This is a genomic window from Pseudomonas sp. 8 R 14, from assembly GCF_900005955.1.
GTDB lineage: Bacteria > Pseudomonadota > Gammaproteobacteria > Pseudomonadales > Pseudomonadaceae > Aquipseudomonas > Aquipseudomonas marginalis.
In genome coordinates this window covers 94,733-107,912 of the sequence record NZ_CVTH01000034.1, presented here as the reverse complement: position 1 = coordinate 107,912, position 13,180 = coordinate 94,733, and the positions used below count along the sequence as shown (strand labels likewise).

Here is a 13,180-nt window from a genome sequence, read left to right as displayed (position 1 = left end):
TCCTTAAAATTCGGTTTCAGTCAGCGCGAAGGCGTTAAACAGTGAAAGCATCTTGCAGCAGTTTTTCCTGCTGCTCGGCGTGCATCGACGCATAACCACACGCAGGTGCAGCGGAAGCATCACGGCCGGCGTATTCCAGGCCCAGGGCCTTGTTGTGGTTACCGATGCTGCGGCGCAGGTGATGCTGGCTGCTGTACCAAGCGCCCTGGTTCATCGGTTCTTCCTGACACCACACCACATTGGTGAGGTTGGTGTAAGGCGCGATGATCTCCATGAGGTCATCTTCCGGGAACGGGTAAAGCTGCTCGATACGCACGATGGCGATGTCTTCGCGGCCTTCGGCACGGCGTTTTTCCAGCAGGTCGTAGTAGACCTTGCCGCTGCACAGGATCAGGCGAGTGACCTTGGCCGCGTCCAGCGTATCGATCTCTGGAATCACGGTCTGGAACGAACCATCCGCCAGATCTTCCAGGGTCGAGATGGCCAATTTGTGACGCAGCAGCGATTTCGGGGTCAGCACTACCAGCGGCTTGCGCAGCGGGCGGATCACCTGGCGACGCAGCAAGTGGTAGATCTGCGCCGGGGTGGTCGGCACGCACACCTGGATGTTGTGCTCGGCGCACAGCTGCAGGTAACGCTCCAGACGGGCCGAGGAGTGCTCCGGCCCCTGACCTTCATAACCGTGTGGCAGCAGCATGGTCAGACCGCACAGACGGCCCCACTTGTGCTCGCCGCTGGTGATGAACTGGTCGATAACCACCTGGGCACCGTTGGCGAAGTCGCCGAACTGGGCTTCCCAGATCACCAGCGCCTGCGGCGTGGTGGTCGAGTAACCGTATTCGAACGCCAGTACGGCTTCTTCGGACAGGAACGAATCGTACAGGTCGAAACGCGGCTGGCCTTCGTACAGGTTCTGCAACGGGATGTAGGTGCCCGCGTCTTTCTGGTTGTGCAGTACCGCGTGACGGTGCGAGAACGTACCACGGCCGATGTCCTGGCCGGTCATGCGGATCGGGTGACCTTCGAACGCCAGGGTCGCGTACGCCATGGTTTCGGCATAACCCCAGTTGATCGGCAGGCCGCCGGCTTGCATCTTTTGACGGTCTTCGTAGATCTTCGCAACCTGGCGCTGCACCACGAAGCCATCCGGGATTTCCAGCAGCTTGGCGGACAGTTCCTGCAGGGTCTTCAGATCGAACGAGGTGTCGTGACGCGCCGTCCAGGTGTGACCCAGGTACGGACGCCAGTCAACGAACAGCTCTTTGTTCGGCTCCTTGACCAGGCTTTTTACGACATGCAGACCATTGTCCAGCGCGTTGCGGTATTCATCGATCTTCGCCTGAACCCGTTCATCGTCAACGATACCGGCCTTGGTCAGGCTTTCGGCATACAGCTCACGGGTGGTGCGCTGCTTGGTGATCTGCTGGTACATCAACGGCTGGGTGCCGCTTGGCTCGTCGGCTTCGTTGTGACCGCGACGGCGGTAGCAAACCAGGTCGATCACCACGTCACGCTTGAACTGCATGCGGTAGTCGACAGCCAGTTGGGTCACGAACAGCACGGCTTCCGGATCATCGCCATTCACATGGAGGATCGGCGCCTGGATCATCTTGGCAACGTCGGTGGCGTACTCGGTGGAACGCGCATCCAACGGGTTGCTGATGGTGAAGCCAACCTGGTTGTTGATGACGATGTGAACGGTACCGCCGGTCTTGAAGCCGCGGGTCTGCGACATCTGGAACGTTTCCAGGACCACGCCTTGACCGGCGAATGCCGCGTCACCGTGGATGGAAATCGGCAGGACCTTTTCACCGGTAGTGTCGTTACGACGATCCTGGCGAGCACGGACCGAACCCTCGACCACTGGAGAAACGATTTCCAGGTGGGATGGGTTGAACGCCATGGCCAGGTGAACTTCACCGCCGGTGGTCATCACGTTGGACGAGAAGCCCTGGTGGTATTTAACGTCACCGGAACCCAGCTCGACCTTCTTCTTGCCTTCGAACTCGTCGAACAGCTCACGCGGGTTCTTGCCGAAGGTGTTGACCAACACGTTCAGGCGACCACGGTGGGCCATGCCGATCACGATTTCCTTGGTGCCGTAGGAACCGGAACGCTGGATCAGCTCGTCGAGCATCGGAATCAGGCTCTCGCCGCCTTCCAGGCCGAAACGCTTGGTGCCCGGGTATTTGGTACCCAGGTATTTTTCCAGGCCCTCGGCTGCGGTCACGCGCTCAAGCAGGTGGCTGCGCACGTCGGCGGACAATACCGGACGGCCACGCACGCCTTCCAGGCGATGCTGGAACCAGTGGCGTTGCTCCGAATCGGTGATGTGCGTGAACTCAGCGCCGATGGTGCGGCAATATGTCTGCTGCAACGCTTCGTGAATTTCGCGTAGGCTCGCTTCCTCTTTGCCGATGAACAGGTCGCCGGCACGGAAGGTCGTATCAAGATCGGCATTGGTCAAGCCGTAATGATTGATCGACAGGTCTGCAGGTGCAGGACGCTGCCAGAGCCCCAGCGGGTCAAGCTGGGCCGCCTGGTGGCCACGCATCCGGTAGGCCTGGATCAGTCGCAGTACTTCAACTTGCTTCTTCTCGTGCTCACTGCTCACGCTGCCGGCGGAAACCGGCTGGGCGCGGCGCTGGTTCTTTGCCAGCAGCACGAACTGATCGCGAATTGTTGCGTGCGATACATCGGTGGCAGCGTTGCCGTCTGAAGACAACGTCTGAAATTTGGTGCGCCATTCTTCTGGCACAGCGTTAGGGTCGTGCAGGTAGAGCTCATAAAGCTCTTCCACATAGGCAGCGTTACCACCTGAAAGATAGCCGCTGTTCCACATGCGCTGCATCACGCTTTCTTGCATGCTTGGTCACCCTCGATTTGGGGACACCACCGGCGAAAACACCGAGTTTGCTTGCAAAAGGCCAAGTGCAGCGACCAAAACAAGCCACTTAGGATCACGCTGATAGTTCGGGTACCAACCCGAATGCCCCTGCTTGTCTCATTTCTTCAAAATAAGAGCCGCGGCTTTGTAAGTCGCTGCTCAAGTTAAAACTACGGCGCCGGTTGAAGCCTGCGCCGTAGCATTTACGGGCACAACGGTCCTGCCTTGTTACAACGTCAGTTACACGCCGCTTTGCAGCAGCATGTTACGGATGTGACCAATGGCCTTAGTCGGGTTCAGGCCTTTGGGACATACGTTGACGCAGTTCATGATCCCGCGGCAGCGGAATACGCTGAACGGGTCATCCAGCGAAGCCAGGCGCTCGGACGTCTTGGTGTCACGGCTGTCTGCCAGGAAGCGATACGCTTGCAGCAGGGCAGCTGGACCCAGGAACTTGTCCGGGTTCCACCAGAAGGACGGGCACGAGGTCGAGCAGCAGGCGCACAGGATGCACTCGTACAGACCGTCGAGCTTTTCACGCTCTTCCGGGGACTGCAGACGCTCGATGGCCGGAGCCGGCGTGTCGTTCTGCAGGAACGGCTTAACTTTCTCGTATTGCTTGTAGAAGATGCTCATATCGACGACCAGGTCACGGATAACCGGCAAACCTGGCAGAGGACGAACGATCAGCTTGTTGCCTTTGACAACAGCGGACAGCGGCGTGATGCACGCCAGGCCGTTTTTGCCGTTGATGTTCATGCCGTCGGAACCGCAAACACCTTCACGGCAAGAGCGACGATAGGAGAAACCCTCGTCCTGCTCTTTGATCAGTGCCAATACATCCAGCACCATCAGGTCTTTACCACCGGTATCGACCTGGAACTCCTGCATGAACGGCGCAGCGTCCTGATCAGGGTTGTAGCGATAAACACTGACTTTCAACATGGCAGCCACCCTTAGTAAGTCCGAATCTTCGGTTCAAACGTCGGAACCGTCTTCGGCGAGAAGTTCACGGCACGCTTGGTTACGCGCTTGTCACCCGGGAAGTACAGGGTGTGGCACAACCAGTTTTCGTCATCGCGATCTTCAAAGTCTTCACGAGCGTGAGCACCACGGGATTCCTTACGAACCTCGGCGGCGATCGCAGTCGCTTCAGCCACTTCCAGCAGGTTTTGCAGTTCAAGGGCTTCGATACGAGCGGTGTTGAACGCCTGGCTCTTATCGTTGATCTTGACGTTGGCGATGCGCTTGCGCAGATCGGCCAGCTGGGCAATACCCTTCTGCATGTATTCGCCGGTACGGAATACACCGAAGTAGTTCTGCATGCAGCTTTGCAGCTCGCGACGCAGGGTTGCCACGTCTTCGCCATCAGTGCGCTCGTTCAGAGCGTTCAGGCGCGACAGGGCGGCCTCGATGTTGGCGTCGGTGGCGTCATCGTATTCGATGCCGTCGGTCAGGGCTTTTTCCAGGTGCAGGCCAGCCGCGCGGCCGAATACCACCAGGTCGAGCAGCGAGTTGCCGCCCAGACGGTTGGCACCGTGTACCGATACGCAGGCCACTTCGCCTACCGCGAACAGACCGTGGATGATCTCGTCCACGCCTTCGGCGTTCTGGGTGATCGCCTGGCCATGAATGTTGGTCGGAACACCGCCCATCATGTAGTGGCAGGTTGGGACAACCGGAACCGGAGCAACCACCGGGTCAACGTGGGCAAAGGTCTTGGACAGCTCACAGATACCCGGCAGGCGGCTGTGCAGCACTTCTTCACCCAGGTGATCAAGCTTCAGCAGTACGTGGTCGCCATTCGGGCCACAGCCGTTACCGGCGATGATTTCCTTGACCATCGAACGGGCAACGACGTCACGACCCGCCAGGTCTTTCGCGTTCGGAGCATAACGCTCCATGAAACGCTCGCCGTGCTTGTTGATCAGGTAACCACCTTCACCACGGCAACCTTCGGTGACCAGTACACCGGCGCCGGCGATGCCGGTCGGGTGGAACTGCCACATTTCGATGTCCTGCACCGGCACGCCGGCACGCAGTGCCATGCCGACGCCGTCACCGGTGTTGATCAGGGCATTGGTGGTGGAAGCGTAGATACGACCTGCACCGCCGGTCGCCAGAACGGTAGCCTTGGCGCGGATGTAGGTGGTTTCACCGGTTTCGATGCAGATGGCGATCACGCCAACGAATGCACCGTCGGCGTTCTTCACCAGATCCACTGCGTAGTATTCGTTCAGGAACGTGGTGCCGGCTTTCAGGTTGCCCTGATAAAGGGTGTGCAGCAGCGCGTGACCGGTACGGTCGGACGCAGCGCAGGTACGGGCAGCCTGGCCGCCTTTACCGTAGTCCTTCGACTGGCCGCCGAATGGACGCTGGTAGATACGACCTTGTTCGGTACGGGAGAACGGCAGGCCCATGTGGTCCAGCTCGAACACTGCGGCCGGGCCTTCCTGACACATGTATTCGATAGCGTCCTGGTCACCGATGTAGTCGGAACCCTTGACGGTATCGTACATGTGCCAGCGCCAGTCATCGTTCGGGTCGGCGGACGCGATGGCGCAGGTGATGCCACCCTGGGCCGACACGGTGTGGGAGCGCGTCGGGAATACCTTGGTGATCACGGCAGTCTTGTGACCGCCCTGGGCCAGCTGCAGCGCTGCGCGCATGCCGGCACCGCCGCCACCAATGATGATGGCGTCGAAGGAAATAGTTGGAATGTTAGCCATGAATCAGATACCCCAAAGAATCTGCACACCCCAGACGAAGTAAGCGAACATCGCGACGCCGCATACTGCCTGGAAGAGGAAACGGACTGCGGTCGCGGACTTGCCCAGCGCCATCGGCGTCAGGTAGTCGGTCGCGATGGTCCACATGCCGACCCAGGCGTGAGCGCCCAGGGCTACAAGGGCCAGCAGGCTGAAGATTCGCATCGCATTGTGGGAAAACAGCCCGTGCCATTGCTCGTAGCCGATGCCCGGGTTTGCGACGAGGTATCCGATCAGGAAAATGAAATAAGCCGCGAGAACGACCGCAGACACACGCTGCGCCATCCAGTCATAGAGGCCCGAACGCGATAGGTTCGTAACGCTGGTTACCATATCCAAACTCCTGCCAGAACGATCAGCACCACGGAAATGGCGATGATGATTTTCGAGCCCAGGCGGCCGCCTTCCAGCGTCTCACCGATGCCCATGTCCATGATCAAGTGGCGCACACCGGCTACCAAGTGATACAGCAGAGCGGACAGGAGGCCCCATGCTACGAACTTGGCCAGCGGGCTGGTCAAGCATGCCTTCACCTCGGCGTATCCTTCCTCGGAACCCAGGGATTTGCTCAATGCATAAAGCATGATGCCCAAGCCCAGGAACAGGATGATGCCGGAAACACGGTGCAGGAACGACGTAACGCCGGTGATGGGGAGTTTGATGGTCCTTAGGTCTAGGTTTACAGGTCGTTGGCTATTCACGGCTTTTTTTCACACTGAAGAGCCCCTAACAATCAGGGCAAAGTTGTTGGGGAGTGCGACTGGTCAGGTAAGCACCACCCAGGGAGTGCGACCCCCAATGAAAGCAAGCCCAAAAGCCCTTGGCGGTCGGTGGCCGAGTATAGACAGTTAGGTTACTAATGACAACGCGCGCACCTCACCCTAATAGCGGATTGCGCTGGCGGGATAAAAGGCGTAAATGGCGGGCAATTTCGAGGAAAAAGTACGGTTAAAGCCTTCTGGGGCAAGACTTTAGGCAAATTGACATCTGAATTTATCTCACTATAGTGGTGCGGGCCCTGCGTGGGGGGTCTGTCTGATGATTTGAAGCATAAATAGGAGGCCACATGGCTGACAAAAAAGCGCAGTTGATCATCGAGGGCGCAGCCCCCGTCGAGCTGCCCATTTTAACCGGCACCGTTGGTCCCGATGTTATAGACGTACGGGGCCTGACGGCCACGGGCCGTTTCACTTTCGACCCAGGCTTCATGTCGACCGCCTCTTGCGAGTCGAAGATCACCTATATCGACGGCGACAATGGCATCCTGCTGCACCGGGGCTACCCGATCGAGCAACTGGCGGAAAAATCGGACTACCTGGAAACCTGCTACCTGCTGCTAAATGGCGAATTGCCAACAGCCGAGCAAAAAGCCCAGTTCGTCAGCACCGTGAAGAACCACACCATGGTTCACGAGCAGTTGAAGACCTTCTTCAACGGCTTCCGTCGCGACGCCCACCCGATGGCCGTCATGTGCGGCGTGGTCGGCGCCCTGTCGGCCTTCTATCACGACTCCCTCGACATCAATAACCCGCAGCATCGCGAAATTTCCGCGATCCGCCTGGTTGCCAAGATGCCGACCCTGGCCGCAATGGTTTACAAGTACTCCATGGGCCAACCCATGATGTACCCGCGCAACGACCTGACGTACGCGGAAAACTTCCTGCACATGATGTTCAACACCCCGTGCGAGATCAAACCGATCAGCCCGGTGCTGGCCAAGGCAATGGACCGGATCTTCATCCTCCACGCCGACCACGAGCAAAACGCCTCCACCTCCACCGTGCGCCTGGCAGGCTCTTCGGGTGCCAACCCGTTCGCCTGTATCGCCGCCGGCATCGCCGCGCTGTGGGGCCCTGCCCACGGCGGTGCGAACGAAGCCGTATTGACCATGCTCGATGAAATCGGCGATGTGTCCAACATCGACAAGTTCATTGCCAAGGCCAAGGACAAGAACGATCCGTTCAAGTTGATGGGCTTCGGTCACCGGGTCTACAAGAACCGCGACCCACGCGCCACCGTCATGAAGCAGACCTGCGACGAAGTGCTGAAGGAACTGGGCATCAACAACGATCCGCAACTCGAACTGGCCATGCGCCTGGAAGAGATCGCCCTGACCGACCCGTACTTCATCGAACGCTCGCTGTACCCGAACGTCGACTTCTACTCGGGGATCATCCTCAAGGCGATCGGCATTCCAACCAGCATGTTCACCGTGATCTTCGCCCTGGCACGGACCGTGGGCTGGATCTCCCACTGGAAAGAAATGCTCTCCAGCCCGTACAAGATTGGCCGCCCGCGCCAGCTGTACACCGGCTACGAGTCGCGTGACATCACCAAGCTGGAAGATCGCAAGTAAGCACCTTTCAGCAGCACCGAAAACGGCCTCCCTCAGTGGAGGCCGTTTTTATTTGTGTCGACTGATCTACCACCATCGGGGGCTTGCCCCCGATGAGGCCAGTAGCAGCCCCCCATAAACCCCAGGCAAAAAAATACCCCGGCCTTTCGACCGGGGCATTTCTTTATCCAGCTACAACCTTAGTGATTAACCGCCCCACTCGCCCCCAGGCCAGTCTGCGAACGCACAAACTGCGGGAAGTACAGCGCACGCTCTTTCTCTGCCGCCGCCGACTTGTCGGTGATGGAGAAGAACCAGATACCGATGAACGCAATGATCATCGAGAACAGCGCCGGGTACTCGTACGGGAAGATGGCTTTTTCATGATGCAGGATCGAGACCCAGATGGTCGGACCCAGGATCATCAGGCCAACGGCACTGATCAGGCCCAGCCAGCCGCCAATCATCGCGCCACGGGTGGTGAGGTTTTTCCAGTACATGGAAAGCAGCAGTACCGGGAAGTTACAGCTGGCGGCAATCGAGAACGCCAGGCCGACCATGAACGCGATGTTCTGGCTTTCGAACAGGATGCCCAGGCCAATCGCCAGCACTGCCAGGGCGATAGTGGTGATCTTCGATACGCGAATCTCATCCTTTTCGTTGGCCTTGCCTTTCTTGATCACGCTGGCGTACAGGTCATGGGACACCGCCGAAGCACCGGCCAGGGTCAAGCCGGCAACCACTGCCAGGATGGTGGCGAAGGCCACAGCCGAGATGAAGCCCAGGAAGATGCTGCCGCCCACCGCGTTGGCCAGGTGCACCGCCGCCATGTTGTTACCGCCCAGCAAGGCGCCTGCAGCATCCTTGAACGCCGGGTTGGTGCTGACCAGCAGGATCGCGCCGAAGCCGATGATAAAGGTCAGGATGTAGAAGTAGCCGATGAAGCCCGTGGCATATAGCACGCTCTTACGCGCTTCCTTGGCGTCACTTACAGTGAAGAAGCGCATCAGGATGTGCGGCAGGCCGGCGGTACCGAACATCAGTGCCAGGCCCAGGGAGAACGCGGAGATCGGGTCTTTCACCAGGCCGCCGGGGCTCATGATCGCTTCACCTTTAGGGTGAACCTTGATCGCCTCGGAGAACAGCATGTTGAAGTCGAAGTTGACGTGCTTCATCACCATCAGCGCCATGAACGAGGCACCGGACAGCAACAGCACCGCCTTGATGATCTGCACCCAAGTGGTCGCCAGCATGCCGCCGAACAGCACGTACATGCACATCAGGATCCCGACCAGGATCACCGCCACGTGGTAGTCGAGGCCGAACAGCAGCTGGATCAGCTTGCCCGCCCCCACCATTTGCGCGATCAGGTAGAACGCCACCACGACCAGGGAACCACAGGCCGACAGGCTGCGGATCTGGGTTTGCCCGAGGCGATAGGACGCCACGTCGGCAAAGGTGTACTTGCCCAGGTTACGCAGGCGCTCGGCGATCAGGAACAGAATGATCGGCCAGCCCACCAGGAAGCCGATCGAGTAGATCAGGCCGTCGTAGCCGGAGGTGAACACCAGTGCGGAAATACCCAGGAAGGACGCGGCCGACATGTAGTCGCCGGCAATCGCCAGGCCGTTCTGGAAACCGGTGATCTTGCCGCCGGCCGCATAGTAGTCGGCCGCCGACTTGTTGCGCTTGGACGCCCAGTAGGTGATGCACAACGTCGCGCCGACAAAGGCCACGAACATCAGGATCGCTGCGATATTCAGCGGTTGTTTGTGCACTTCACCGGTCAATGCATCCGCCGCCCAAACAGCGGGTGCAAAGACCGAAGCGCCGAATACAGCCAATAGACGACGGATCATTGCGCAGCCTCCTTGAGAATCGCATTGTTCAGGTCGTCGAATTCGCCGTTGGCGCGTCGCACATAGATGCCGGTGAGGACAAAGGCCGAGACAATCAGCCCGACACCGATGGGGATGCCCCAGGTGATGGACGAACCGGGACTGAGCTTGGCCCCCAGTACTTGTGGCCCGTAGGCGATCAACAGGATGAAGCCGGAGTACAGCCCTAGCATGATCGCCGAGAGAATCCAGGCGAACCTTTCCCTTTTTCTTACCAGCTCCTTGAAACGCGGGCTGTTTTGAATCGAGAGGTAAATGCTGTCGTTCATTGTTTTTATCCTCGCAGCACAGCTTTTTTATTATTGGTACGTATCCACTGTATGCGGCTGCGGAACAGGTTCCAGACGACCTTAGTATTAGACGGAGTGTAGCGAGGGATTGAGAGGGCGCAGAAACATTTGCGGGTGACGAAAATAATGTGGGAGGGGGCTTGCTCTCGATAGCGGTGAACCAGTCAGATCATTGACGACTGACACACCGCAATCGCGAGCAAGCCCCCTCCCACAGGGGTTGTATCAAGGCATTGGGGGGGTTATTTACCGGTCCACTCGGCTACGCGCTCAGGGTGCTTGGCAACCCAGTCCTTGGCCGCTGCATCAGGCTTGGCGCCTTCCTGGATAGCGAGCATGACTTCGCCGATCTCATCCTTGGAGGCCCACTGGAATTTCTTCAGGAACGCCGCGACTTCCGGCGCTTTCTTCTCCAGGCCCTTGCTGCCGATGCTGTTGACGGTTTCAGCAGCACCATAAATCCCTTTTGGATCGTCCAGGAAACGCAGTTTCCACTTGGCGAACATCCAGTGTGGCACCCAGCCGGTGACCGCAATGGATTCCTGTTTGTCTTCGGCACGGGTCAGCTCGGCGATCATCGCCGCACCCGAACTGGCTTGCAGTTTGTAGTCGAGGCCGTACTGCTTGATGGCTTCGTCGGTCTTGAGCATCACGCCTGAACCGGCGTCGATGCCGACGATCTTGTTCTTGAAGGTGGTGTCGGTCTTGAGGTCTTCGATGGACTTGGCCTTGACGTACTCCGGCACGATCAAGCCGATCTTCGCATCCTTGAAGTTGGGGCCGTAGTCGACCACCTTGTCCTTGTTCTTGGTCCAATACTCGCCATGGGTTACCGGCAGCCAGGCGGAGAGCATGGCATCGAGCTTGCCGGTGGCCACGCCCTGCCACATGATCCCGGTGGCGACCGCTTGCAGTTTGACGTCATAACCGAGCTTTTCCCTGATCACCTCTGCCGCCACATGCGTGGTGGCAACGCTGTCGGACCAACCATCTACATAACCGATGCTCAGGGTTTTGCTGTCGGCGCTGGCCAGTGTGGAGCTCATCGCAACTACCAGAGTGGCAGCTGCGCCCAAGAGTCGTCGCATCTTCATCGTACTTCCCCGAAAGTGCTGCGCCCGACGGATGTCGAGCGACGTCAACCTGTTGTTATGTGGTGCGCCGCGCCCCCTTCACGCGCATCGATCCGGCTGCTGCGACATCAGTGGAGTGCTGACACGTCGATCATCAACCTGCCGCAGCCTTCGACCTGCTCTGTCAGCGACCTCATGCAAGCAAGAAACGACATCACATCGCCAGTAGGACTTTTTGTAGGACTTAACCGCACGATCCCGCCTGAACTTTGCATGTCAAAATTATGCAGCCCCACTGGGATAGCGCAAATCCGGGTAAGATGCGCGCCTTTGCTCCCCCAGATAAGCCGACCATGCCCGCCACTGCCCGCTTCCCTGCCCTGCCCTATTGCTTCGCTTTGATCCTCGGCCTGCTGGCCCTTGTCGGCTACTGGTATGGCCTCGGCCGCCCGGTGGTGCTGCCGGATGTGGCCAGTGCCAGTCACAAGCTGCAATGTGCGTCGTACACACCGTTCGACAAGGACCAATCGCCCTTCGACCAACCGTTCACACTGCGCCCCGCACGCATGGACGCCGACCTGGCCCTGCTGGCCACCCGCTTCGAATGCATCCGCACCTACTCCATGACCGGCCTGGAAGCCTTGCCGGACCTGGCGCGCAAGCATGGGTTAAAGGTGATGGCGGGCGCCTGGGTCAGCAGCGACCCGGTCGCGACCGAAAAAGAAGTCGACCAACTGATCGCCTCGGCTAACGCCAACCCCGATGTGGTCACCTCGGTGATCGTCGGCAACGAAGCGCTGCTGCGCAAGGAAGTCACCGCCAAACAGCTGGTGACGCTGATCCATAAAGTCAAAAGCCAGATCAAGCAGCCGGTCACCTACGCCGACGTCTGGGAGTTTTGGCTGCAGCACCCGGAAATCGCTCCGGCGGTGGACTTCCTGACCATCCACCTGCTGCCCTACTGGGAAGATGACCCCTCCGGCATCGACCAGGCCCTCAAGCATGTGGGCGATGTACGCCAGACCTTTGGCAACAAATTCGCGCCCAAGGACATATTGATCGGCGAGACCGGCTGGCCCAGCGAAGGTCGCCAGCGCGAAACCGCAGTGCCAAGCCGGGTCAATGAAGCCAGGTTCATGCGCGGTTTCGTGGCCATGGCCGAAGCCAATGGCTGGCACTACAACCTGATCGAAGCGTTTGACCAGCCGTGGAAGCGCGCCAGTGAAGGTGCCGTGGGCGGCTACTGGGGCCTGTTCGATGCCGACCGCCAGGACAAGGGCGTCCTCGCCGGACCGGTGACCAACGTGCCGTACTGGCCGCTCTGGCTGGGGGTCGGCGGGATTATCCTGCTGGGCACGCTGGTGCTCGGTGGCCGCGTTCGCAGCACTCGTGCCGCGATGGCCCTGCCGCTGCTGGGTGCAGTGGCGGCCTGTTCCATCGGCACCTGGGCTGAACTGACCCGCGTGACTGCGCGCTTCAACGATGAATGGGCATGGGCCGGTTTGCTCGTGGCGCTGAACGTGCTGGTGCTGGCCCACGCTGCACTGGCCTTGAGTGCCCGTGAAGGCTGGCGCGAACGCCTGTTCAACTGGCTGGAACACCGTGCCGGCTGGCTGGTGGCAATCGCCGGGTTCGCGGGCGCCGTGATGATGCTGGCACTGGTGTTTGACCCACGCTACCGCAGCTTCCCGAGTGCGGCGCTGCTGCTGCCGGCGTTGGTGTACCTGGTTCGTCCGGTGACCGGGCCACGCCGGGAGATTGCCTTGCTGACCTTTATCATCGGGGCCGGCATCGCGCCACAGCTGTACCGTGAAGGCTTGCTGAACCAGCAGGCGTGGGGTTGGGCGGTGGTCAGTGGGTTGATGGTTGCGGCTTTGTGGCGGTGCTTGCGGGTGCGCAAGGCTTAAGAGCGCCATCGGGGGCAAGCCC

General features: G+C 59.4%; 10 protein-coding genes. 2 read left to right on the top strand and 8 right to left on the bottom strand.

Annotated elements, in window-relative coordinates; genetic code table 11:
- Positions 1–34 precede the first annotated feature (34 nt).
- The 5 genes from BFQ01_RS05395 to sdhC all read right to left on the bottom strand — a co-directional run bounded on the left by BFQ01_RS05395 (position 35) and on the right by sdhC (position 6,356).
- Positions 35–2,866 carry a 2-oxoglutarate dehydrogenase E1 component gene (locus BFQ01_RS05395; RefSeq protein ID WP_065924488.1) on the bottom strand — a complete coding sequence of 944 codons (2,832 nt, stop codon included), beginning with the start codon at positions 2,864–2,866 and terminating at the stop codon, positions 35–37.
- Positions 2,867–3,127: 261 nt separating this feature from the next.
- Positions 3,128–3,832: a succinate dehydrogenase iron-sulfur subunit gene (locus BFQ01_RS05390; protein WP_003172807.1), complete on the bottom strand. Its 705-nt coding sequence runs from the start codon at positions 3,830–3,832 to the stop codon at positions 3,128–3,130.
- Between the two features lie 11 nt (positions 3,833–3,843).
- Positions 3,844–5,616, bottom strand: coding sequence for a succinate dehydrogenase flavoprotein subunit (gene sdhA / locus BFQ01_RS05385; protein ID WP_065924487.1), 1,773 nt, complete (start codon positions 5,614–5,616; stop codon positions 3,844–3,846).
- 3 nt (positions 5,617–5,619) lie between these two features.
- Positions 5,620–5,988: a succinate dehydrogenase, hydrophobic membrane anchor protein gene (sdhD, locus tag BFQ01_RS05380; protein ID WP_003172805.1), complete on the bottom strand. Its 369-nt coding sequence runs from the start codon at positions 5,986–5,988 to the stop codon at positions 5,620–5,622.
- The gene (gene sdhC / locus BFQ01_RS05375) at positions 5,982–6,356 is read right to left on the bottom strand and encodes a succinate dehydrogenase, cytochrome b556 subunit (protein ID WP_003172804.1); all 375 of its coding nucleotides are present in this window, start codon (positions 6,354–6,356) and stop codon (positions 5,982–5,984) included. Before sdhC ends, sdhD begins: the two co-directional genes overlap by 7 nt.
- A 365-nt stretch (positions 6,357–6,721) precedes the next feature.
- Here sdhC and gltA point away from each other — a divergent pair, with 365 nt between their 5' ends.
- On the top strand, positions 6,722–8,011 hold the full coding sequence (gene gltA, locus BFQ01_RS05370; protein WP_003222994.1) for a citrate synthase: 1,290 nt from the start codon (positions 6,722–6,724) through the stop codon (positions 8,009–8,011).
- 179 nt (positions 8,012–8,190) lie between these two features.
- On the opposite strand, the gene BFQ01_RS05365 is transcribed toward gltA, so the two are convergent.
- From BFQ01_RS05365 to BFQ01_RS05355, 3 genes are all read right to left on the bottom strand, one after another.
- Positions 8,191–9,849 (bottom strand): cation acetate symporter, encoded by a 1,659-nt coding sequence (locus BFQ01_RS05365; RefSeq protein ID WP_065924486.1) that lies wholly within the window; start codon positions 9,847–9,849, stop codon positions 8,191–8,193.
- Positions 9,846–10,157, bottom strand: a complete 312-nt coding sequence (locus BFQ01_RS05360; RefSeq protein ID WP_027607054.1) for a DUF485 domain-containing protein — start codon at positions 10,155–10,157, stop codon at positions 9,846–9,848. The genes BFQ01_RS05365 and BFQ01_RS05360 overlap by 4 nt, the downstream gene beginning before the upstream one ends.
- Positions 10,158–10,420: 263 nt before the next feature.
- Positions 10,421–11,272, bottom strand: coding sequence for a glycine betaine ABC transporter substrate-binding protein (locus BFQ01_RS05355; RefSeq protein WP_027607053.1), 852 nt, complete (start codon positions 11,270–11,272; stop codon positions 10,421–10,423).
- A 332-nt stretch (positions 11,273–11,604) separates the two neighbouring features.
- Here BFQ01_RS05355 and BFQ01_RS05350 point away from each other — a divergent pair, with 332 nt between their 5' ends.
- Complete coding sequence (locus BFQ01_RS05350; RefSeq protein WP_065924485.1) at positions 11,605–13,158, top strand: glycoside hydrolase family 17 protein; 1,554 nt, start codon at positions 11,605–11,607, stop codon at positions 13,156–13,158.
- The last annotated feature ends 22 nt before the right edge of the window (positions 13,159–13,180 follow it).